At 62.5% G+C, this 22491-nt stretch carries 22 protein-coding genes and 1 pseudogene; 10 read left to right on the plus strand and 13 right to left on the minus strand.

Translation table 11 applies throughout. The annotated features are described in order from the left end of the window. Window positions 1-30: 30 nt before the first annotated feature. Window positions 31-426, plus strand: coding sequence for a DUF3301 domain-containing protein (locus AB4O25_RS18345; RefSeq protein WP_017528632.1), 396 nt, complete (start codon window positions 31-33; stop codon window positions 424-426). On the opposite strand, the gene AB4O25_RS18350 is transcribed toward AB4O25_RS18345, so the two are convergent. From AB4O25_RS18350 to zigA, 3 genes are read right to left on the minus strand one after another with little or no spacing between them, the layout of a single operon-like run. Next, window positions 420-1382 (minus strand): CobW family GTP-binding protein, encoded by a 963-nt coding sequence (locus tag AB4O25_RS18350; protein WP_017528633.1) that lies wholly within the window; start codon window positions 1380-1382, stop codon window positions 420-422. The two genes, AB4O25_RS18345 and AB4O25_RS18350, sit on opposite strands and share 7 nt — an antisense overlap. Before the next feature lie 44 nt (window positions 1383-1426). Continuing rightward, window positions 1427-2071, minus strand: a complete 645-nt coding sequence (locus AB4O25_RS18355; protein WP_017528634.1) for a DUF1826 domain-containing protein — start codon at window positions 2069-2071, stop codon at window positions 1427-1429. Then, window positions 2071-3276 carry a zinc metallochaperone GTPase ZigA gene (gene zigA, locus AB4O25_RS18360; RefSeq protein ID WP_460149845.1) on the minus strand — a complete coding sequence of 402 codons (1206 nt, stop codon included), beginning with the start codon at window positions 3274-3276 and terminating at the stop codon, window positions 2071-2073. Before zigA ends, AB4O25_RS18355 begins: the two co-directional genes overlap by 1 nt. Window positions 3277-3479: 203 nt before the next feature. Between zigA and AB4O25_RS18365 the strand changes: the two genes are divergently transcribed. Next, window positions 3480-3848 (plus strand): hypothetical protein, encoded by a 369-nt coding sequence (locus tag AB4O25_RS18365; RefSeq protein WP_017528636.1) that lies wholly within the window; start codon window positions 3480-3482, stop codon window positions 3846-3848. Here the strand turns inward: AB4O25_RS18365 and AB4O25_RS18370 are convergent. After that, a complete protein-coding gene (locus AB4O25_RS18370; protein ID WP_017528637.1) occupies window positions 3845-5047 on the minus strand; it encodes an N-acetylmuramoyl-L-alanine amidase in 1203 nt (400 codons plus the stop codon). The genes AB4O25_RS18365 and AB4O25_RS18370 overlap by 4 nt on opposite strands. A 129-nt stretch (window positions 5048-5176) precedes the next feature. Between AB4O25_RS18370 and folE2 the strand changes: the two genes are divergently transcribed. The 7 genes from folE2 to AB4O25_RS18405 are packed head-to-tail and all read left to right on the plus strand — an operon-like array spanning window position 5177 to window position 10796. After that, window positions 5177-6067 (plus strand): GTP cyclohydrolase FolE2, encoded by an 891-nt coding sequence (gene folE2 / locus AB4O25_RS18375; RefSeq protein WP_017528638.1) that lies wholly within the window; start codon window positions 5177-5179, stop codon window positions 6065-6067. Further along, a complete protein-coding gene (locus AB4O25_RS18380; RefSeq protein WP_065879227.1) occupies window positions 6064-6732 on the plus strand; it encodes a metal ABC transporter ATP-binding protein in 669 nt (222 codons plus the stop codon). Before folE2 ends, AB4O25_RS18380 begins: the two co-directional genes overlap by 4 nt. Next, the gene (locus tag AB4O25_RS18385) at window positions 6732-7598 is read left to right on the plus strand and encodes a metal ABC transporter permease (RefSeq protein WP_460149846.1); all 867 of its coding nucleotides are present in this window, start codon (window positions 6732-6734) and stop codon (window positions 7596-7598) included. The genes AB4O25_RS18380 and AB4O25_RS18385 overlap by 1 nt, the downstream gene beginning before the upstream one ends. 11 nt (window positions 7599-7609) lie before the next feature. Further along, window positions 7610-8488: a metal ABC transporter substrate-binding protein gene (locus AB4O25_RS18390; RefSeq protein ID WP_460149847.1), complete on the plus strand. Its 879-nt coding sequence runs from the start codon at window positions 7610-7612 to the stop codon at window positions 8486-8488. Then, window positions 8485-8898: a phosphoribosyl-AMP cyclohydrolase gene (gene hisI, locus AB4O25_RS18395; RefSeq protein ID WP_460149848.1), complete on the plus strand. Its 414-nt coding sequence runs from the start codon at window positions 8485-8487 to the stop codon at window positions 8896-8898. Before AB4O25_RS18390 ends, hisI begins: the two co-directional genes overlap by 4 nt. Continuing rightward, window positions 8895-9455 carry a gamma carbonic anhydrase family protein gene (locus tag AB4O25_RS18400; protein ID WP_003231797.1) on the plus strand — a complete coding sequence of 187 codons (561 nt, stop codon included), beginning with the start codon at window positions 8895-8897 and terminating at the stop codon, window positions 9453-9455. Before hisI ends, AB4O25_RS18400 begins: the two co-directional genes overlap by 4 nt. A gap of 3 nt (window positions 9456-9458) precedes the next feature. After that, window positions 9459-10796 carry a dihydroorotase gene (locus AB4O25_RS18405; RefSeq protein ID WP_017528643.1) on the plus strand — a complete coding sequence of 446 codons (1338 nt, stop codon included), beginning with the start codon at window positions 9459-9461 and terminating at the stop codon, window positions 10794-10796. On the opposite strand, the gene AB4O25_RS18410 is transcribed toward AB4O25_RS18405, so the two are convergent. Further along, window positions 10793-11314, minus strand: a complete 522-nt coding sequence (locus AB4O25_RS18410) for a DUF3617 domain-containing protein (RefSeq protein WP_017528644.1) — start codon at window positions 11312-11314, stop codon at window positions 10793-10795. The genes AB4O25_RS18405 and AB4O25_RS18410 overlap by 4 nt on opposite strands. A 129-nt stretch (window positions 11315-11443) precedes the next feature. On the opposite strand from AB4O25_RS18410, the gene cls reads away from it, so the two are divergent. After that, window positions 11444-12883, plus strand: a complete 1440-nt coding sequence (cls, locus tag AB4O25_RS18415) for a cardiolipin synthase (RefSeq protein WP_026067318.1) — start codon at window positions 11444-11446, stop codon at window positions 12881-12883. Window positions 12884-13010: 127 nt separating this feature from the next. Here the strand turns inward: cls and cfaB are convergent, their stop codons facing one another. From cfaB to hflK (AB4O25_RS18455), 8 genes and pseudogenes are all read right to left on the minus strand, one after another. Further along, the gene (gene cfaB / locus AB4O25_RS18420) at window positions 13011-14195 is read right to left on the minus strand and encodes a C17 cyclopropane fatty acid synthase CfaB (RefSeq protein ID WP_116078057.1); all 1185 of its coding nucleotides are present in this window, start codon (window positions 14193-14195) and stop codon (window positions 13011-13013) included. Window positions 14196-14282: 87 nt separating this feature from the next. Next, window positions 14283-15071: an HvfC/BufC N-terminal domain-containing protein gene (locus tag AB4O25_RS18425; RefSeq protein WP_017528647.1), complete on the minus strand. Its 789-nt coding sequence runs from the start codon at window positions 15069-15071 to the stop codon at window positions 14283-14285. Then, window positions 15062-15907 carry an MNIO family bufferin maturase gene (gene bufB, locus AB4O25_RS18430; RefSeq protein ID WP_017528648.1) on the minus strand — a complete coding sequence of 282 codons (846 nt, stop codon included), beginning with the start codon at window positions 15905-15907 and terminating at the stop codon, window positions 15062-15064. Before bufB ends, AB4O25_RS18425 begins: the two co-directional genes overlap by 10 nt. Window positions 15908-15971: 64 nt before the next feature. Next, entirely contained in the window at window positions 15972-16223 is a 252-nt protein-coding gene (gene bufA2, locus AB4O25_RS18435) for a BufA2 family periplasmic bufferin-type metallophore (protein WP_017528649.1), read from the minus strand. Window positions 16224-16340: 117 nt separating this feature from the next. Then, window positions 16341-18227 (minus strand): cation-translocating P-type ATPase, encoded by a 1887-nt coding sequence (locus AB4O25_RS18440; RefSeq protein WP_065879224.1) that lies wholly within the window; start codon window positions 18225-18227, stop codon window positions 16341-16343. Continuing rightward, window positions 18224-19258, minus strand: a complete 1035-nt coding sequence (gene hflK / locus AB4O25_RS18445) for a protease modulator HflK (RefSeq protein ID WP_017528651.1) — start codon at window positions 19256-19258, stop codon at window positions 18224-18226. The genes AB4O25_RS18440 and hflK (AB4O25_RS18445) overlap by 4 nt, the downstream gene beginning before the upstream one ends. Beyond that, window positions 19255-20250, minus strand: a complete 996-nt coding sequence (gene hflC / locus AB4O25_RS18450; protein ID WP_370737716.1) for a protease modulator HflC — start codon at window positions 20248-20250, stop codon at window positions 19255-19257. The genes hflK (AB4O25_RS18445) and hflC overlap by 4 nt, the downstream gene beginning before the upstream one ends. 9 nt (window positions 20251-20259) lie before the next feature. Continuing rightward, a pseudogene (gene hflK / locus AB4O25_RS18455) lies at window positions 20260-22186 on the minus strand (protease modulator HflK). Window positions 22187-22491 lie beyond the last annotated feature (305 nt).

Genomic DNA, 22491 nt, shown 5'->3' on the forward strand with positions numbered 1-22491 from the left:
AGCTGCGCTCACTTTGTTGGAGTTTTTCACATGCTGACCCTGGGAAACATCTTCGTGTTGATGCTGCTGGCAACCGGCGCCGCCTGGGTGTGGCATAACCACGGTTTGCGCGAGCGAGCGCTGGCGCGGGTCAAGCAACATTGCAGCAAGCTCGATATCGAGTTGCTCGACGGCGCGGTGGCGCTCAAGCGCATTGGCTTTGTGAAGGACGCCAACGGTCGGCGGCGCCTGGCGCGCGTCTATAACTTTGAGTTCACCGTCACGGGCGAGTCCCGTCACAGTGGCACTATCACTCAATTCGGCGCCCACAGCGCGCAGATCGAGCTGGCGCCCTACCCGTTCGAAGCCAAGGAAGCGCTGCCCAGCGCCGAAGTGATCGAGCTGAGCCAGTGGCGTCAGGATCACGCCACCAAGAACCGTCAGTAACGGCAGGCGACCAGCGCGGCCTGCAACGCCACCACATCCTGTGGCGCATTGAAGATCAGTTCGATACGGGAATCGCGACGCCACTCGCTGGGTTGCCAGGCGAGCGAGCGGTTATCCACAGCGTTGGCGCAGAGCCACACGCCACGGCTGTGGATAACCAGCTTGGCGCGGCACCACGCAAGGGTCTTGAGCCACGACGTTATACGCTGCGGATCGAATGACTGGCTTGGGTGCCAGCGCCAGCCAATACTCCAGCCTCCTTCCTGAGCCTGGCTCAAACAAATCGGCAACGCGGGATCGCTCCACACGGCCGGCATCTGCGCCAGACCGATGGGCACGTCAAGGTTATCCACAGCGGCGCCCGCTTTCACATCCAGGCCTGGGAGCCGGGCCAACGGCAGCTGCGCCTGGCGGGTCCAGTAATGTGGGCGATCGGGTAACTGCCGTTCGATCGCCTGGCGCTGCGCGGCATCCAGCGCTTCATCCTTGTTCAATACCAGCAACCCGGCGCTTTCCAGCGCCTGCTGCTGTGCCGGCGGCAAGGGTTTGCCCGCCGCCAGCGCTTGGGCATCCAACACCAGCACACACGGCTGAATCGCTAGCACTTTCTGCCAAGGCGCTTGGCGTAATTGCTTGAGCAATTGCGCGGGATGGCCCAGGCCCGACGGTTCGATAAACAGCCGATCCGGCTTGGCCTTACGCAACAGGCGGCCCAGACCTACCTGGAACGGTGCACCATTCACACAGCACAGGCAGCCACCCGCGACTTCACCCATGGCGATGCCGTCGTCGTCCTGCGTCAGCAGTGCGGCGTCCAGGCCAATTTGGCCGAACTCGTTGATCAGCACCGCCCAGCGCTCGTTGGCCGGGCGCTGGGCCAGCAAGTGCTTGATCAGGCTGGTCTTGCCGGCGCCCAAGGGCCCGGCAATCACATGGGTGGGAATATTCTGCAGCATCAGGGACATCATTCAGATCGTGTAGAGCGTTTGATCCTACGCGGTTACGCCAACCAATCCAGCGTCAGAATCAATCGGCGCTCATCGGCTTTCAAGGCGGGCGAGCGGTGGATCAGGCCGTGGTTTTCGTTGCCGTGCCATTTGGTGCCCTTGAGCAGGGCCACTTCACCGCACTGGATCTGCTCGATGCGCTCACTGGGTTCGGCGTCCGGTTGGCTGAGCGTGCGGCGGTCCATGACGCCTTCACGCAACCATTGGCTGCCGATGCCGGCATAGGTGGTGATCAGCCGCACCGGCACATGGTCGACATGAAAGCGCGGGCACATGGCTTTATCCAGCAAGCGCAGGCGCACGCCGATACGTTTGGCACCGAGCAGACAGGCAAAGGCACTGACCAGCCAGGCAACATCGGCGATGAACCCTTCGTAACCTTCAAGATCGCGGCAGCTGGACGCTAAACCCTGCAAGTTCGGCGCGGCGTCCTCGCTATTGAGTTCGATAACCATCGAATCGGCCAACGGCTCGTTAAGTGCCACCAGCAAGGCGCCGAATTCGGCGATATGCAGCGGCAACTGGCGCTGCCACAACGCCAGGTTTACGCCGTCTTCGAGGATGTCTGACAGCGCCAGTGGGCTGTCACCGCGGGTCTGTCGCACCACCGGGCGCAAGGGGAAAACGGGCGCAAGCATCAGGCTGCCTCTTCATACCAGGGGCCAAATGGGTCAGCCAACAGGCGCCAACCTTCAACACCCTGGGCCATTTCTTCATCGGTGAGCAAGCAGGCGTCCAACTCCTCGCGCATGTGGGAAAAATCAATGTTCTGTCCGATAAACACCAGTTCCTGGCGGCAGTCGCCAGTGCTCAGTTGCCAATTGCCCATGATCGCCGCGACGCTTTCTTCATCCTGCGGCCATTGGCTTTTCGGCACGAAACGCCACCAACGTCCCGCAAACCCATGACGCATCAGGCCACCGGCCTGGGACCAACTGCCAGCATCCTGATGCTTGCTGGCCAACCAGAAAAAACCTTTGGAGCGCAACAACTTACCGTTGACCCAGGGGCGGTCGATAAAGTCGAAGAAGCGTTGCGGGTGGAAGGGTCGACGGGCGCGATAGGCGGTGGAGGCAATACCGTATTCCTCGGTTTCCGGCACATGTTCACCGCGCAATTGCTGCAACCAACCCGGCGCTTGCGCGGCGCGCTCGAAGTCGAAGCGGCCGGTGTTGAGGATCTTGTTCAGTGGCACTTCGCCCATGACCATCGGGATGATTTCCGCTTGGGCATTGAGGCGTTCGAGAATCGCCATCAACTCTTCGCGCTCGTGGCTGCTGATCAAGTCGATCTTGCTGATCAGGATGACGTCGGCGAATTCGATCTGCTCGATCAACAGATCAGTGATGGAGCGCTCATCCTCTTCGCCCAGGGTTTCGCCCCGTGACGCCAGGCTTTCGGCGGCCTGGTAGTCGAGCAGGAAATGCAGGCCGTCGACCACGGTGACCATGGTGTCCAGGCGGGCCATATCGGCCAGGCTTTGCTCGTTTTCATCGCGAAAGGTGAAGGTTTCGGCCACCGGCAAGGGTTCGGAAATGCCGGTGGATTCGATCAATAAGTAATCGAATCGACCTTCCTTGGCGAGTTTTCCGACCTCTTCGAGTAAGTCTTCGCGCAAGGTGCAGCAGATGCAGCCGTTGCTCATTTCCACCAGTTTTTCTTCCGAACGATTGAGCGTGACGTCGCGCTGCACCTCGCTGCCGTCGATGTTGATTTCGCTCATGTCGTTGACGATCACCGCCACGCGCAGGTTTTCGCGGTTGCGCAAAATATAGTTGAGCAGCGTGCTTTTACCGGCGCCGAGAAAGCCGGACAACACGGTAACGGGGAGACGATTGGGCATCAGGTGGTCCTCATCAGGGTTGGCCGGTCAAACCGCCCGTTTATGGCGTTCGCGCAGCTCTTCACGTTCTTTGGCTTTGATAAACGGTTCACGGGTCAGGCTGGCTTTTAATGTTATAGTATAACAACACAAATAAGCCAATCCGCTTGCTCCTTACGACGAAGGGCGCAATGCTTGAACGCTTCCCTACCCCGAGAAACACTATGAAACGCCTGTTGTGCGTCGTATTACTGACAGCAGCCTGGCCTGTCTGCGCTCAAGTGCCGAGCCCGCTGGCCAACTGCACGCGCAGCGCCAACCTGCTCGCCTGTGTAGACCCGCAAGGCAATGCCTACAGCGTGGCGACGGTGGGTACCACCACGTATTTGCGCGGTGTTGAGGTGATCGGCAAACGCTACTGGGCCCAGACCAACAGCCGCTATGGCCAGCTGACGTTCTTTACCGGGTTGGCATCGGATGGCGAGGCGTGGGTGGGTTATACCCGGCGTGTGGGCTGGACCACGATCAACCGGTTTTCCAGCTCGGGCGGGGCCAGCGCCAAATTCACCTGCAGCCGCATCACCGGCTGTTAGACCTGACTGTTCTTCTGCTCCTGAACCCAGGCCATATAGCTGTTCATCGGCGGATTCTTCTGGAAGTAGTTTTTCAGGCCGTCGAACAAGCCATCCGCCACCGCCTGTTGGTGACGTGCGGTAACCAGTCGCTGGGCGTCCTGGGCATTGGAAATAAAACCGGTCTCCACCAGGATCGACGGCACATCCGGCGACTTGAGCACCGCAAACCCGGCCTGCTCCACGCGTTTCTGGTGCAGGCTGGTGATGTTTTGCAGGCTACCCAACACTGAACTGCCCAATTGCAGGCTGGAGGCAATGGTGGCGTTCATCGACATGTCGAGAATCACCCCGGCCAACATCGGGTCCTTGTCTTTGAGATTGAGCAACGTGGTAGCCCCCAGCAAATCCGCGCCGTTTTCACGTTGTGCCATGAAGCGTGCGGTGGCCGACGTTGCGCCGCCTTCGGACAATGCATACACCGACGCCCCCGAGGCCGTAAGCCGTGGCGCCGCATCGGCGTGCACCGAGATGAACATGTCGGCCTTGTGCTGGCGCGCAATGTCCACGCGTTTGCGCAGCGGCACGAAGAAATCATCGTTGCGCACCAGTTTCACGTCAAAACCCTTCTCGCGTTTCAAGCGTTTGGCCAGCAATTGGGCGATGGACAGCACCACGTCTTTTTCACGCTGGCCCTTGGAGCCGACGGCGCCCGGGTCTTTACCGCCGTGCCCGGGGTCGACCACCACAATGATGTCGCGCTTGGGGTGGGCTTTCTCCACCAATGGGCTGGGTGCAGACGCAATCTGACGCGGCGCCTGGGTGGCGCTGGTGAGGTCGAGCACCAGGCGGTGCCCCTGCCCGTCCTGAGGTGGCAATACAAAGCTGTTGAGCTGCATCGGCGCGGCCAGGTCGAGCACGATGCGCGTGTCCGCCGTGCCGAAATGCCCCGATCGGATCGAAGTGATGCCGCTGTTTTTCAGTTCCAGTTGAGAAAAATCGCCACTGAGGCCTGCACCGCTCAGATCGATGATCAGTCGTTCCGGTGCGGTCAAGGAGAAGGTCTTGTAGTGCACCGGGCCACTGAGGTCGAACACCAACCGCAGCCTGTCGTCCGAGCGCCACAAACGAGCGTTGCGAATCTGCGTGGCGTGGGCTGCGAACGGCAAAGCAAACAAAGGGCTGACCAGGAGCAGATTAAGAAGCTGACGTCTGTGCATGACAAATACCGCAAATATAAGGAGCGTCCGTACTCGACATGACCGAAAAAGAGCCGGGGCAGAAAATTCATCGTCGACTCTATTGTTATACTATAACATGTCTAATTATTTCCAACGATGGACCTGCTTATGAATGCGCTGACTCTGCCGGATATCGCCGGGCAGGCTTTACGCCAAGCCTTGCCACTCGACTGGGTGGGCATGTGCGGCGTTGCCCTGCCAATCCTGATCGACGGTCAGCGCCTGACCGCCACCGCCGACGCGGGCGTCAGCCTGGACGATGGCAGCGCCCGTGGCATTCATATGTCACGCCTGTACCTGGCGCTGGAGATGCTCGACGAGCAACCCCTCACACCGGCACTTCTGCGCAATGTACTGCAGCGCTTTCTCGACAGTCATGAAGATTTATCTAAGAACGCCTACCTGCGTCTCCATACCCATTTGCTATTGAAGCGGCCTGCGCTGGTGAGCCCTTTGGCCGGCTGGAAGCGCTACCCGGTGAGCATCGAAGCGCGCCTGGAAAACCAGATGTTCCACGTGGAACAAAAAATTGACGTGACGTATTCCTCGACGTGCCCCTGCTCCGCTGCGCTTGCCAGGCAACTGATTCAACAACAATTTCTCGACGACTTCGCCAACACGCCGTTGCAGCATGAAGACGTCCTCACGTGGCTTGGCAGCGCCAACGGTATCGTCGCCACACCCCACAGCCAGCGCAGCAGCGCGCAATTGCATGTGTACCTGCAAGGCGAGCACCTGGCCCTGACCGACCTGATCAACGACGCCGAAGCCGCCCTCGGCACTGCCGTACAAACCGCAGTGAAACGTGCGGACGAACAAGCCTTCGCCCTGGCCAACGGGCAGAACCTGATGTTCTGCGAAGACGCCGCCCGCCGTCTGAACCTCGCCTTGAAGCGCTCGGATGCGGTCAAAGCCTTCCACCTCAAAGTGGTCCACGCCGAAAGCCTGCACGCGCACGATGCCGTGGCTGAAAGCCGCTGGACGAGAGACCCTGCATGATCACCTGCACCGCTTTACGCTGGGGCGCCCCCGGCCAACCGCTTACACCCGCTGTGGATTTCACCCTGCAACAAGGCAGCCTCACCGGCGTGATCGGCCCCAATGGCTGTGGCAAAAGCAGCCTGCTCAAAGTCATCGCCGGCCTGCAAAAGCCATTGGCGGGTAAAGTCGCCGTGAATGTTCCACGCCGTGGTGGCTTGGCGTTCCTGCCCCAGCAACAACACCTCGACCGTCAGTTTCCGATCAGCCTGCAAGAGTTGGTTGCCGCAGGCTTCTGGGGCACCCAACTCGCCCCGCCGCAACGCCGCGAACGCCTGGAGGCGGTGCTGGAAGACTGGTGCCTCGGCGGCCTGGAACAGCGCCCGTTGATGGCCTTGTCCGGCGGGCAGTTGCAACGCGCCCTGCTCGCCCGCATGAGCCTGGCAGATTCGCCGGTGTTGCTGCTGGATGAGCCCCATGCCGCCCTCGACGAGGACGGCCAGGCGCTGTGCTGGAAACACATTCACGCCTGGCATGACCAAGGCCGCACGCTGGTCATCGTCTGCCACGACCTGGCATCCGTGCGCCAACACACCCACCAAGTGCTGCAAATCAAAAACACGGGCTGCATATTCGGCGCCAGTAAAGAACTGATCCGCCCACAGCCCCAGATGCAGGTGGCCTGATGCACTTCGCTGCCCACCTGTGGATGCCCTTCGCCGACTTCGTCTTTATGCGCCGCGCCCTGATCGGCGGGCTGGTGCTGGCATGCAGCACCGCGCCGCTGGGCGTATTCCTCATCCTGCGGCGCATGAGCCTGATCGGTGACGCTGTGGCCCACGGCATCCTGCCCGGCGCCGCCCTGGGCTTCTGGTTCGCCGGGCTCAGCCTGCCCGCGCTGACCATCGGCGGCCTCGGCGCCGGCCTGAGCATGGCTGGGCTGTCGGCGTGGATCACCCGTCGCACCGGCCTGCGCGAGGACGCCAGCCTCGCCGCCATCTATCCCATCTCCCTCGCCGCCGGCGTGCTCATCCTTGGCATCGCCGGCAAACGCCTGGACCTTCTGCACCTGCTGTTCGGCTCGGCCCTGGCGGTGGATGAAACCACCCTCACCGGCATGCTCTGGGTCTCGGGGTTCAGCCTGATCGCCATGGGGCTGATCTACAAACCGCTGTTGCTGGACACCCTCGACCCGCTGTTCCTGCAAACCGTCAGCCGCCTGGGCCCGCTGGCCCACGGGCTGTTTCTGACGCTGGTGGTGCTGAACCTGGTGATCGGCTTCCAGGCCATCGGCGCATTGATGGTGGTGGGTTTGATGATGTTGCCGGCCATCGCTTCACGTTTCTGGAGCCGGCGCCTGCCGGTGTTGATCGCCGTATCGGCGGTGCTGGGATGCCTGTCGGTGTGGCTTGGCTTGTTGCTCTCGTTTTACTACTCACTGCCCAGCGGCCCGGCGATTGTGCTAGCGGCCGGCGGTGGGTACCTGCTGTCCGTGGTCTTCGGGCCGGTGCACGGTTTGCTGCGCCGCCCGCCCTTGCTGTCATCCCAATGAGGTGTTTCCCGATGCGCGCTCTACTCGTGCTGTTCAGTCTGCTGCTGCCGCTGTCGATGGCCCAGGCCGCCGACAAACTCCAGGTGGTTACCAGCTTCAGTATTCTCGATGACATGACCCACCAGATTGGTGGCGATCACATCCAGATCAGCAACATGGTCGGCCCCGACGCCGATGCCCACACCTACGAACCTTCACCGGACGACGCCAAGGCGCTGCTCAAGGCAAACGTCATCATCAAAAACGGCCTGGGCTTCGAGCCCTGGCTGGACCGCCTGGTGACCAGCACCGAAACCAAGGCCACGGTCGTCACCGCCAGCAAGGGCGTGATCTCGCACACCATGGACGAAGACGGCGAAACCATCCCAGACCCACACGCCTGGCATAACCTGGCCAATGCCGAAATCTATGTGAACAACATCACCAAAGCGCTGATCGCTGCTGACCCGGCCAACACTGCCGACTACCAGCGCAACAGCCAGGCCTACCTCAAAGAAATCTACCGCCTGCTGGCTGAAGCCAAGGCCAAGTTCGGCGCCCTGCCGGCGGGCAACCGTCGCATCGTCACTTCCCATGATGCCTTCGGCTACCTCGGCCAGGCCTATGGCATTCAGTTCCTGGCGCCCCAGGGCCTGTCCACCGAACGCGAGCCTTCGGCTGCCGAAGTCGCCGCGCTGATCACCCAGATCCGCAAAGACAAGGTCAAGGCCGTGTTCATGGAAAACATCAAAGACTCGCGCCTGCTCAAGCAGATCGCTGATGAAAGCGGCGCGCAGATCGGCGGCACGCTGTACTCCGATGCCCTCGCCGCCGAAGGCCCGGCCAGCACCTTTACCGGCCTGTTCGAATACAACCTCAACACCCTGTGCGCCGCGCTGAGCAAGCCATGAACCTGAGCATGCTCGACCTGGAAAGCGCTGCCCTCGGCAGCCGCTTTCCACTCGACGCCGTGCTCGACGCCCTGCCGTGGAACAGCGATGGCCTGATCGCCGCCATCGCCCAGCAACATGGCAACGGCCAGGTGTTGATGCTGGCCTGGATGAACCGCCAGGCCCTCAACGAGACCCTGGCCACCGGGCACGTCTGCTATTGGTCACGCTCGCGCCGGCATCTGTGGCGCAAAGGCGAGACTTCCGGCCACTGGCAACAATTGGTCGAAGCACGCCTGGATTGCGACGGCGATGCGGTGCTGCTGATCGTCAACCAATTGGGCCCTGCCTGTCATACCGGCCGCCCGACCTGTTTCTACAACGCCATCGACGGCGACCACGTACACATCATTACGGAGCCTGCTGAATGATCCGCAAGAACCCTTCCGGCGATCTGCCGGTGATTGCCGAATCGGCCTATGTCGACAAGACCGCCATCATCTGCGGCAAAGTCATCATCGGCGAGAACGTTTTCGTCGGGCCCTACGCCGTGATCCGTGCCGACGAAGTCGACGCCAGCGGCGCCATGGACCCCATCACCATCGGCGCCAACTCCAATATCCAGGACGGCGTGGTCATCCACTCCAAATCCGGCGCGGCGGTGACGATCGGCGAATTCACCTCCATCGCCCACCGTTCCATCGTCCACGGCCCCTGCACCGTGGGTGACCGTGTGTTCATCGGGTTCAACAGCGTGCTGTTCAACTGCGTGGTGGGCGACGGCTGCGTGGTGCGCCACAACTCAGTGGTCGACGGCCGCGACTTGCCGGATGCGTTCTACGTGCCCTCCACCACCCGCATCGGCCCCAACACCGACCTGTCGCAATTCCCGCCAGTGAGCGTCAGCGCTTCGGAGTTTTCCGAAGACGTAGCGCGCACCAATGTCGACCTGGTGCGCGGTTACAAAGCCCTGCAAAACGAGTTCTGAGCCATGAGTCGCCTGCTGATCCGCAATGCCCGCCTGGTCAACGAAGGCCGGATGTTCGACGCCGACGTCCTGATCGCCAATGGCCGTATCGAGAAGATCGCGAGCAGCATCCAGGGCTGTAACGCCCCGCTGTCCATCGATGCCAAAGGCCAGTGGCTGTTACCGGGCATGATCGATGACCAAGTGCACTTTCGCGAGCCCGGCGCACCGGAAAAAGGCAGCTTCTACAGTGAGTCCCGGGCGGCGGTGGCGGGCGGGATCACCAGTTTCATGGACATGCCCAACACCCACCCGGCCACGCTGAACCTGCAAGAGCTGGCCGACAAAAAGCGCCGCGCGGCCCTGCATTCGGTGGCCAATTATGGTTTTCACTTCGGGGTGAGCAACGACAACCTCGACACCGTCGCCGCGCTCGACCCTCGGGAGGTGGCCGGAGTCAAAGTGTTCATGGGCGCCTCCACCGGCAACATGCTGGTGGACGACCCACGCATCCTGGAGCGCCTGTTCGCGCAAGTGCCGACCATCCTGCTGGCCCACTGCGAGCACACGCCAAGCATCCAGGCCAACGAAGCGCGTCTGCGCGAGCGCTTTGGCGACCAGATCCCCGCCGTCGCCCATCCGCTGATCCGTGACGCCGAAGCGTGCTATCGCTCATCGTCTTTCGCGGTGGAATTGGCCAAGCGTCACGGCACGCGCCTGCATGTGCTGCACCTCACCAGCGCCCGCGAGCTGGCGCTGTTCGACGACAAACCCCTGGCCGAAAAACGCATCACCGCCGAGGTCTGCGTGCACCACCTGCTGTTCGATGACCGCGACTATCACCGCCTGGGCCACCAGATCAAATGCAACCCGGCGATCAAGACACGCGCCGACCGCGACGCGCTGCGCCTGGCGTTATTGAGTGATCGTCTGGACGTGATCGGCACTGACCATGCGCCGCATACCTGGGCGCAAAAACAGCTGGCCTATCGCGAAGCACCGTCCGGTTTACCGCTGGTGCAACACGCGCTGCCGGCACTATTGGAACTGGTGGCGGACGGGCATTTACCGCTGACCACGCTGGTGGCCAAAACCAGCCACCGTGTCGCCGACCTGTTTGCGATCGCGGACCGCGGTTACCTGCGCGAAGGCTATTGGGCCGATCTTGTGCTGATCAACCCCGAGCCTGAAGGCAAGCCGGTGTGCGATGAACCGGTCCTGGCCCGCTGCGGTTGGACGCCGTTCGCCGAACGCCGCTTTCGCCACAGCGTCAGCACCACCCTGGTGTCGGGCCACCTGGCGTGGCACAACGGCCAGGTGGTCGAAAGCTGCCAGGGCCTGCCGCTGCAGTTTGCGCGTTAAGCGCGGGGTTTGACTGTACCGCAGTCGTTGCCCAGCCACTGGGCGTGGGTATCCAGGCTGCCCTTCTGCTGAATGCCAGTGGCATTGAAGGTGCCGTTCACAGTGGTGGTGAACTCCTTCTGGCTTTGGAAAGTGGCGACGCCGGTGCCCTGGGCTTTCGGGCAACTGAAGCGGAATTTCCACTGGTTGCCGGTCTTGTCGGTCACTTCCTGCTTGCAGCCCGATTGCGGGTCGGTGAGGGGGATGGAGTCGGAGGCGACCTGGGCGGGTGTAAGGCACACCTGCACGCCTTTGCCGGCCATGGTGATGCCTTGTTTTTCCAGCATGGCGCGCTGTTCGGGGGTCATCTGTTGCTTGAGCTGACCGAGGATCAGGGACAAGTCCGGCAGGTCCTGGTTATCGACCTTCATATTGCTGGTGGTCAATTCCCACAAGCCCGGCGCCAACATCTGCGCCTGTGCTGCCACCGGCAGCGACAAACCAACAACCATGGCTAAACCAAGCAGACGAGCATTCATCGGGTAACTCCTGGGTAATGTGGGCGTTAGACGCTGCAAACGGGCCAGCGTTGCATGGCAAATAAAATAGCGACATTCAAGGCCGAACATGGTCTGTTAGGCAATGGACTGCCTGGAGTGATGTTGTTCATGGATTTCTTCGGCCCGCACCTGCTCGCCTACTTCATCGCCACGCTGCACTTTTTCGGGACCCTTGCCGCGATCCATGCGGTGCTGACCGTCAGGACCGCTCAAGGCTCGATCGCCTGGGCCTTGTCACTGATGTTCATGCCCTATCTCACGCTGATCCCCTATCTGATTTTCGGCCGCAGCACGTTCGACGCGTATATCCAGGCCCGCCGTCAGGCCAACCAGGAAATGCACACCGCTATCACCGAGCTGAACTGGCGCCCCTGGGTCGAAGAAGCCCTGGCCGCACGCAACTCCAGCGCCTACGCCTCGCTGCGCGCCATGCCAAAATTGGGGCGCATGCCGTGCCTGGCAAACAATCAAGTACGCCTGCTGGTGAATGGCGATGCCACCTTCAGCGCGATTTTCGAAGCCATCCGCACTGCCAAAACGGCAGTGCTGTTTCAGTTTTTCATCATTCATGACGATGACCTCGGCCGCCGTTTGCATGCCCTGCTCAAGGAAAAAGCCGAGCAAGGCGTCAGCATCTACGTGCTGTATGACCGTATCGGCAGCCACGCCCTGCCCCATCGCTATGTGCAGTCGCTGCGCGACGCCGGGGTCCGCGTCAAGGCATTCGCCACCCGCAGCGGCTGGCTGAACCGCTTCCAGGTCAACTTCCGCAACCACCGAAAAATCGTGGTAGTGGATGGCATCACCGGTTTTGTCGGCGGGCATAACGTGGGCGATGAATACCTGGGCAAAAAACCGCCGCTGGCGCCCTGGCGCGATACGCATGTGCAAGTCACCGGCCCGGTGGTGGCGTGCCTGCAGGAGTCATTTGCCGAAGACTGGTTCTGGGCGGCCCGGGAACTGCCGCCGCTGATCCTGCCCGACGCCTACCCCGAAGACGGCGTGCTCTGCCAATTGCTCGCCAGCGGCCCGGCGGACTCCTATGAAACCTGCTCGCTGTTTTTTGTCGAGGCCATCCACGCGGCGACCGAGCGCGTGTGGATCACCAGCCCGTATTTCGTCCCCGATGAGGCGGTGTTTGCCGCCCTGCGCCTGGCGGTGCTGCGCGGTGTCGATGTGCGCCTGCTACTGCCGTCGCGGCCCGACCACCGCATCGTGTATGCCGCCTCCAGTCTGTATGCGATCGAAGCCGTGCGCGCCGGGGTGCGGGTGTTCCGCTACATGCCAGGGTTCCTGCATCAGAAGGTGGTGCTGGTGGACAGCGAAATCAGCGCCATCGGCAGTGCGAACATGGACAACCGTTCGTTCCGATTGAATTTCGAAGTGATGCTGCTGACCGTCGATGAAGCCTTCGCCAAAGAGGTCGAGCACATGCTGCTGGATGACTTCGCCCACGCCCATGAAGTCAGCCAGGAAGAAAGCCGTGAGACGCGGCGTTTGCAACAACTGGGCATGCGCGTGGCGCGCTTGATCTCACCGATTCTCTAACAAACAACACGGGACAACATGTGGAAGGGGGCTTGCTCCCGATAGCAGTGGCTCAGTCACAGATGCAGTGCCTGACACCCTGCTATCGGGAGCAAGCCCCCACATTTGAAACACCACCGTTCTTCGGTTATCGGTAGATGTCTTCCCGTGTCCACGGCAGTTCATGGCTGCCATCGGCATGCGGCTTCACCGCCAGGATCTGGTGCAGGTTGATCCAACCCCGCGCAAACGCGTAAGCGCAGCCGGCCAGGTACAGCCGCCAGATACGCATTGCCTGCTCCGGCACCATGTTCGCCGCCGCTTCCAGGTTGTCTTCCAGGCGCTCGCTCCAGTGGTCCAGAGTGCGCGCGTAATGCAGGCGCAGGCTTTCGACATCGACCACTTCAAGCCCTACTTCGCTGATTTCGGCGGTCATCATTGCCAGGTGCGGCAACTCGCCGTTGGGAAAGACATAACGTTCGATAAACTCGCCGGCGCCACGGCCCACCGGGCGGCCGTCGGTATGCTTGGCGGTAATGCCATGGTTCATCACCAGGCCGCCCTCGCGCACCGCGCCGAATAACGTCTGGCAGTACTGCGCCAGGTTGGCGTGGCCGACGTGTTCGAACATGCCCACGCTCACCACTTTGTCGAAGCGGCCGTCCTGGGGCAGGTCGCGGTAGTCGAGCAATTGCAGGTCGACCTGGCCGTCCAGGCCCTCGGCTTTCACCCGCTCCCGAGCCAGTGCCAGCTGTTCTTTACTTAGGGTGATGCCAAATACTTTCACCCCGAACTCCCGCGCCGCGTAACGCGCCAGCCCGCCCCAGCCGCAGCCCACATCAAGCAAATATTCCCCCTGCTGCAAGCGCAGCTTGCGGCACAGGTGGCGAAATTTGTCTTGTTGGGCTTGGTCGATGGACTCGCTGCCGGTTTCGAAATAACCGCAGGAGTACGCCATGTCCTGGTCCAGCCACAGCTGGTAGAACTCGTTGGACAGGTCGTAATGGTAGGAAATCGCCGCTGCGTCAGTTGCCTTGTCGTGGATCGAGCGCACCGGTCGACTGCCCTCGTCGTCCTCGACCAGGGCGTGACTCAGCTCGTCACACACCCGGATCACTTCGCTGATGGAGCCTTCCAGCTCCAGTTTGCCCTCGACGAAAGCCTCGCCCAATGTATCGAGCGTCGGATGGGTCAGTTGCGTCACAACCGTGGGGTCCTTCACCACGATGGTCACACTGGGCTCGGGGCCCAAGTTGAATTCATGGCCATCCCAGAGTCGAAGACGCAGCGGTAGCTGTAGATTCTGTAAGGCCGGTGGAAGTTGCGCGAGCATGAGTAGTCCCCCCTTGTTTCAGACGTCTGCTGAGAGGGTAGACCATCCCCAGAAAAAGTAGGAGGCTATCGATTTGATAGCGCTCTTCTATAAGACTCGCCGCTGCAGCAAGCCCTCCTGGATCCATTGCTTGAGCCACGTAACCGCCTGCAATGGCGCACCCTCTGAATAAGTGACTGCCAGTTGCTCGCACAGTTCTGCGAAGGTCCAACCAGTCGTCACCATGCCCGCGATGGCGCATGCCTCGGCGGGCTCAAGGCTGCGGTAGTTGCACACATGCTGATGGCGCCACACCAGGCAGATCTGCGCGGGGTCCAGGGCGTGGCTGCCAGGGAAATCCGCTTGATCTTTACTCGCGCGCCAGATCGCCAGCGAGTTGAAACGGCACAGCAGCGTCTGCACCGACGGCGTCAGCTCAACCTGCAAACCCGGCCAATCCTCAGGTGGCAGCAGCGCCATATCGTCCAGGGCCAGTGGCAAGCCCTGCGGCGCATCGAATGCCAGGGTAAAGGCCCATTCCAACCGCGCCAGCTCCGCCAGCGGCGCGCTGTGCTCGGCCACAAAATGCTCGAGGATAAACGCCGGCAACCGCTCACCCAGCCAGCGCAGGCTGTAATGGGCCGACGGGTAGCGACGCACATAGGCTTCGGCCAGCGCGGCAAATTCCTCATCACCCAGCCAATACAGCACGGCGCCGAAGTCATGGCGCAACACTTCCTGCAACCGCGCCATGTAAGCGTTGTGGTAGATCGCCAGGCCCGTGTCCACATCCAGCGTCGGCCCACCGAGCAAGGTGGCGGCAAAGCCACTGTTGGCCTCAGGCGCTTGCGTTAATAGATGCTGTTCGAAAGCCAACTGCCAATCGATCAGGCGCATAAAGCCCTCCTGGCCAGGGCGCCGGCGCCCAATTCGCGGGCCTTGCTCAGTTCACCGAGCAACTCCTGGAACGGCGGAAAATGGTCATCGCGCTCCAGCAGCGTCGAGACCGGCCCCACATACTCCAGGGTCTGTTGATACAGAGCCCACACCGGATCGCACACCGGATGGTCATGGGTATCGACCACGTAGTCGCCGTAGTCCATATGCCCTGCCAGGTGCAATTGACGAATGCTCTGGGGCGGCACATTGCGAATGAAGGTCCAGGCGTCGAACCCGTGGTTGCGCGAGCTGACATATACGTTGTTCACGTCCAGCAACAACTGGCACCCCGTGAGGTGGGTCAGGGCGTTGAGGAACTCCCACTCGGTGAACTCATCCGCCCTGGCGCGCACATAACTGGAGACGTTTTCCAGCACCAGCGGGCGCTGCAACACATCCTGCACTTGGCGAACGCGGCCGGCCACGTGATACAGGCTTTCTTCGGTGTACGGCAGCGGCAGCAGGTCATGCAACTGGTGCGCGCTGCCACGGCTCCAGCACAGGTGATCGGAAACCCACGCCGGCTGGATACGCTCGGCGAGCTGTTTGATCTGTTTCAGGTAGTCGGTATCGAGGGCATGGGGCCCGCCGATGGACAAGGACACCCCGTGCATCACCAGCGGGTAGCGCTCGGCGATGGCATCCAGGAAGTACAAGGCCTTACCGCCCTGCACCAGGTAATTCTCGGAGATCACTTCGAACCAATCCACGGCCGGCGACTGTTCAAGGATCTGCTGGTAATACTCACTGCGTAAGCCCAGGCCGTAACCCAGGCTTGGAAGGCAAGCGGACATGACTCGCTCCTTTGAAACGTGCCCGCAGCGCTGGGGCTGCGCTGCGGTTACACGCGTTGGCCGATTACTCGCCGACTTTGCCGCCCGCCTTGGCGCACTCAGCCTTGGTCATGGCCTTGAAGCCGTGGCCTTTGCAGACTGCCTGGCCTTTGCAGGCGTTTTCAGCGGTCTTGCAATCGTTCATGCCTTTGCACGAAGTCACGCCGTAGCAATGCACTGGCGCATCTGCCGCTTGTACCTGAGTGGCAACACCGGCAAACAGGGTAGCGGCGGCCATCGCGAGCGCGGCACCAGCAGCAGCGGATTTAATCTTCATGGTTGTCTTCCTCATGATCGGTAGGGGTGTCGGACTGAACGGATTGTTCAGTCTCGACACACCCCTAGAGTGAGGCGCCTCACCGGCGTTACAGCCCTGGGCAAAAATTTCTGGAATTTATTCGTCGAGCTTCAACAGCGGCTCTTGAAACCGCAGCAAACGCCCGGCGTTGCCCAGTACCAGCAACGTACTGAGGTTGTGCAACACCGCCGCGATCATCGCCCCCGCCGCCCCCAACCACCCGAATGCGGCAAACACCACGATCGCCAACGTCCAACCCAGGCCAATGATCACATTGACCTGCAAGGTATGCCGACACTGACGACTCAAGCGCACACACGTGCCCAATCGGCGCAGGTCGCTGCCGATCAACACCACATCCGCCGATGCCAGCGCGATATCCGCACCGCCCGCGCCCATGGCGATGCCGACCACACCGGCCTTGAGCGCCAGGGAATCGTTGATCCCATCCCCCACCACCATCGGCCGGAAACCGCTGCCGATTTCCCCCAGCACACGATTGAGTTTGTCCTCGGGCAACGCCTGGGCTTCGACATCGCTGATGCCCACGTCCAGCGCCAGGCTGTCGGCCACGCTTTGACGGTCGCCGGTCAGCAACAGTTGGCGGCCCAGGCCCAGGTCGCGCAGTTCCTGCAAGGCCTGACGCGCTTCCGGCTTGACGCTGTCGGCCAGCAGCAGCCAGGCAAGGAATTGCCCGTCGAGCGCCAGCCCGGCAATCGGGCCGTCATGGGTGGGGACCGTGGTGGTGACAATGCCCAACTGGTCGAACAATTCCGGCCGTCCGAGCGCCGCTTCGCCCTGTCCGGTCTGCGCCACCACGCCCAGACCCTGGCGTTCGCGAATGTCGGTCAACGCCAGCAGGTGTTCCTGAACCGCCAACCCGGCCAACGCGCGGCTGACGGGGTGGCTGCTGGCCGAACCCAGGCTGGCCGCCAGGTTGAGCAGCGCCTGGCGATCCGGAAACGAGGTTTGAATGGACTGTAAACGCAGGGTGCCGAAGGTGAGGGTGCCGGTCTTGTCGACCACCAACGAGGTCAAGTCCGCCAGCTCTTCAAGGAACGCCGAGCTGCGGATCAGGATCCCGTGGCGCGCCGCTACGGCGATCCCGGCAATTGCCGTGGCCGGCGCCGACAACACCAACGCACAGGGGCACGCCGCTACCAGCACGGCGAGCATTGCCTGGGCATCGTTAGTCACAAACCAGGTCACCGCCGCCAGCAACAACACCAACACCATGTAACTGCCCGCATAGCGCTCCAACAGCCGCGTGATCGGCGGCTTGGAACGTTCAGCGTTCTGCATCAATGCGATGACTTTGCCCAGGGTCGACTCATCGCCGGTGCGCGTCACTTGCAGGCGCAACAGCCCGTCGAGGTTGATCGCCCCGCCAAATACCTGCATACCGGCGCTGGCTTCCAACGGTACCGATTCCCCGGTGATCGGCGCCGTGTCCAGGCTCGCCTGGCCGGACAGCACCACGCCATCGGCCGGCACGCGGTCACCGGCGCGCACTTCGACGATATCGCCGGTGTTCAACGTGCCGTTGTCCACTTCGACAATGCTGCCGTCGGCCTGCACCAAGCGTGCGTGGCTGCGGGTCAGCTTGCCCAGGGCATGGATCGCCTCCTGGGAGCCGATCACGCTGCGCTCCTCCAGCACATGGCCGAAGATCATGATGATCGGCAACAACGCAGCGGTCAGCAGATCGCCCGTGGCCCAGGCACCGAGCATGGCCAGGGCGATCAGTTGGTCGGTAATGCCATGCAGGCTGGGGAAGCGCAGGCTGAACCAGGCCGAGCGCATCACCGGCACGGCCACCAGCAACGAGGCGACGCCCAGCAGCAATTGGCTCACACCGCTCTGATCCGGCGCCAGCCAGCGCCACACCAGGCCCAGCATCAGCAAGCCCAGCGCCAACATCGCCAGGGTCAATTGCCGGGCGGCGCTGCGCTGCTCGACGGAGGTCAGCATGGGTGCGCTCATTGCTCGGCTCCCTGGATGATCAAGCGGGAGTCGTCTTTAGGGTCGACCGTGGTCACAGAGCCGGCCTGGCCGAGAATCTTCGGCAGGCGCTCGCGGTACAACCGCAACAGCAGGCCTGGGTCTTTGACCTGGGCGAGGCTGGTGACGGTGGCGGTTTGCGCCTGAGCATTGGCCAGACGCTCGCTGGCCTGGGCGTGGGCCACCTGCACCAGGCGGTCGGCCGCCTGGGTCGCGGTCTGGGTGAGTTTTTCTGCGTCGGTGCGGGCGTTGGCCACCGCTTTGTCAGCCTGCTGGCTGGCAGTGAGCACCGCGTTGAACGCATTCACCGCCGGGCTTGGCAAGCTCGACTGCACGTCCACACGCGTCACTTCGATGCCCAGGCCCAGGCCGCTGGAGGTCAGCTCCCCCAAGCGTTTGTTGATGCCTTGTACCAAGTCACCGCGCAAGCGCTCGCGACGTTCGGCGGCGCCGTTGTCGCTGCCGATCAGTTCGGGTCGCGCCACCAGGATGGTGTCCAGGTCCCGCGCCGCCGTGAGGGCCACGGCACTGCGCGTCACCAAGCGGTCCAGGGCCGGCAAAACGTGGTCGCCCTGCAATACAAAGAAATACGGCTCGGTGACCTTGTAGAACACCCGCACATCCAGTTGCACCACCCCGGCATCGCCGGTCAGCAGGTAACCGGAACCGGCCAGGGCATCGCTCAGGGGTGTGGCGAAACTGGCCACGCGGTCGGCCTGGATCGCGGCATCGGAACGCAGCAGGTTCTCCACTCGCCGCTCGATCACACGGTCGGCCGCCGGCAACAGCACCACCTGCTCGAACGGTTGCGGCCAAGCCAATAAAAGCCCGGCGTTCTGGATGCGGTCCAAGGCGCCGAAGTGCAACACCACCGCACGGTTTTGCGGGTCGATCTGGCGCACATTGGAAAACGCCCAGGCCAACGCCGCCAACACCGTCACCGCGTAGAGCGCCATGAACGTCAGGCGTCCGGCCTGGATCCAGGGGCTGTCCGGGCTGTCACGCTCGGTCATGGCTGAATGTCCTTGGGCCCATCCACCAGCGCACGGAACGGCGCGGCATCGGTGCGCAGGATTATTTTGGTACCCGGCGTGACCACCGTGCCCAGGGTATCCAGCGAACGCAGCAGGTTATACAACTGCGGGTTGCCGGCGTAGGCGCGCCCATAGATCTGCGCCGCCTCGACCCGCGATTGCGCTTCGATATCGGCGGCTTTCACCGTGGCGTCGGCCTGCACGATGCGCGCATCGCGCTCGGCGGCGGAACGGATCTGCGCCGCTTCACGCTTGCCTACGGCGGTGCGCTCGGTGGCGATGGTTTCGCGCTCGGCACGCATGCGATCCACGGTGGCGGTGAGAGTCACCGACGGCAGCGTCAGACGCTCGACGCCCACTTGGGCCACGCGCACGCCGTAGGTGGTGAGCAATTGTTGGTCGATCTGCTGGCGCAACTGCGCTTCAAAATCAGCAATGCGTACTTGGCTGGCGTCGGTATTGATCAGGCTGGACAGGTCGAAGCTGGCCGCCGTGGTTTCCAGCGCCGAACCGACAAACGTGCGAATCTGCCGCGCCGCTTCATCCGGCTGGTTCTGCACGGCGCGCATAAAGCGCTGCACGTTGTCGGCGTCGCCCTGCACCTGCCACGCCACATAGGCCTGAACGATGATACGCAGGCCATCGCGGGTGCCCACGTCCTGCAAGCCGCTGGAGGTGGTGCGCAGGCGCAGGTCCACCGGGATCGCCGCTTCGAACGGAGCCGGCCAACGCCAGCCCAGGCCCGGTTCAAGCAGTACTCGCGAGGGGTTGCCGAAGCGCGTGATGACCGTGGCTTCGCCGGAGCGCACCTGCACCAGGCTGGCCGCCGCGACCGCAAACAGCACCAGCAACACGGCCCAGGCCATGCGCCGCCAAGGAAAGGGGCCGGCCGCGTGTTCATCGCCGTGGTGGTGATGGTGGTGGCCGTGATGATGGTGATGACCGTGATCGTGAGAATGAGCGCTCAACAGACAGACTCCTTATTGAACGGCTTTACGCGGCACCGAAGGGTCGGCCGGCAAGGTAAAAGAACGCAGATCGATTGTCGGTGCGCCGTCGGCGCCCAGGCGGTGATCCAGAATCAGCAGCTTGGCATTGGCCAGGCCTTGGCTCAGTTGGCCAAGGTATTGCTCCAGCACGAAGGCTTGGCCCGCGCTGGCGTAGGCTTTTTGTTCGGCGGCAAAGCGCAGATTCGCCGCCTGGGCGCCAGCATTCACTTCACGCGCGGTGGCCAGGGCCCGGTCGCGGGCGGTACTGGCTTGCAGCAGCGCCTGGTTGGTGTGCTCACTGGCGGCGCCGCGCTCGCGGGCGATCAGCGCCTGGGCGCCGATCTGCGCGGCTTGCACGCCGTGGTAGGCATTCGCGGCACCGGCCGGAGGGTGGATGGCCTCCACCACGGTGGCGAGAATTTCCACGCCGCTGTCGAGCTTTTGCAGGTCGGCCTGCACGGCGCGGCCGATTTCGTCAGCCAGGAGGGTGCGCTGCTCACCGAGCAATTCGTCGAGGGTGCGCGAGGCGAAGTCATGCACCAGGATGCGGCTGGCGGTGCTGCGAATCAGGCTCGGCACATTCGCGCTGTGATAGGTCGCGGCCAGCGCGGCCTGGTCGGTCAGGCCGATGCGGTAGACGAAACGCACGTCCATATTGACGATCTGGAAGCCCTGCTTGTCGCCACGGCTGCTGGCGATCACCTGGGACTTGTCATTCACATGGCTGGCGTCCCACAAGCGGTTGGCGATGGCGGGCGGCGGGCCTTCGGCCGGGGCCAGCTCAGGCGCGGCGGCTTCGCTGACGCTGGTAGCCAGTTCATGCACCACGCCGTTTTCCACGCTGATCACGCGGCCCAGCGGCCACGGCAAACCGGCATGCAAGCCCGGGCCGAACACCTGCACGGGTTTGCCAAAGCGCTCATAGATCCCACGGCCTTGCAGCGGCACTTCATGCACGCCGGTCAGCGCCCATCCCACCGCGAGCACTACCAGCAGCACCGGCAAAAATGCGCGGCGCATGTAGGTAAAGGCCCAGATCTGACGCAGGTCGATGCCGAAGCGATTGTGCAATTCATGCTGCAACGCCAGCAGCGGCTGTGGCGGCCAGCGCAGCAGCCCGGCGATAAAACTCTGCGCCATCAGACGCGGTTCGAGGCGCGGTTGGCGCGGGCTGAACAGCGACAACGCGCCCCTCAGCAGAAACTCCACCGCCACCAGCGCCGGCAGCAGGCCGATCAGCACCGCCAGGCGCAACGGCCACACCGATTCGGCACCGGCAAACAGCAGGCAAACCGCGCTGACCAGCAGACAGATAATCGCCACGCGGCTCAACTGGGCCAATTGCGAAGCTTCCGGCCATTGCGCGGCGGTTTCCTGGGCCAGGCGCCGCTCAAATACCAGCAAGCCAAACGCCAATGCCAACGCCAGCGCAGCGCCAACGCTGGCGGACTGGCCGACCACCGCGGCCGGCAGCGCCAGGTTCCAGAATTCGATAATGCTGATCAGCGCCAGCAGCGACCAACCCGCGAGCCACAACACCGGCGTGCCGATCTGCGCCAGCAAGCCACTGCCCAGACGACCGACCAGGCGTGCATAGACGCCAGGGTCTTCAGCCGGCGCAGGGATCAGCTCAACCGTCGGTTCTTCCAACGCCTGGGCGCGCCAGTCCGCCACCCACCAGGCCGACTGCAACCCCCGCCACCAGCACCAGCAATGCCGACGCACAGTTGATCAACACCACCGGCCAGATCGACAACGGGGCAAACAACGCGACAAACAACGCCAACACCCAACCGCCGACGGCCAGCACCGTCAGGCTGGCACCGGCCTGGCGCAATCGACGGGCATGGAACAACCCCTGCTGAAAACGCGGAAGGCCTTCCACCGAAGCGCCGTCAGCTTCTAAATCCACTTGCATCGACTTAACGCCCGCTCACACACAGTTCGTTACGATATAACACGGGGCGTGAAATTTTTGTTCGTTGAATACACCACAGATCCCCTGTGGGAGGGGGCTTGCTCCCGATGGCGGTATGTCGGCCAGGCCTGTAGTGACTGACCCACCGCGAGCGGGAGCAAGCCCCCTTGTGTCTTGATACGGGATTAAGCTGAGAGTGAGAGGGTGAGTGGCAAGCTGAATGCCCGAAGTGCTTAAAGCACGTGTGGGAGCCCATGCTGCCACTCACTTCTCCGCTCTGGACATGAGCCCGAACAGTTGAACGA

This window comes from Pseudomonas sp. S3_A03, from assembly GCF_054668275.1.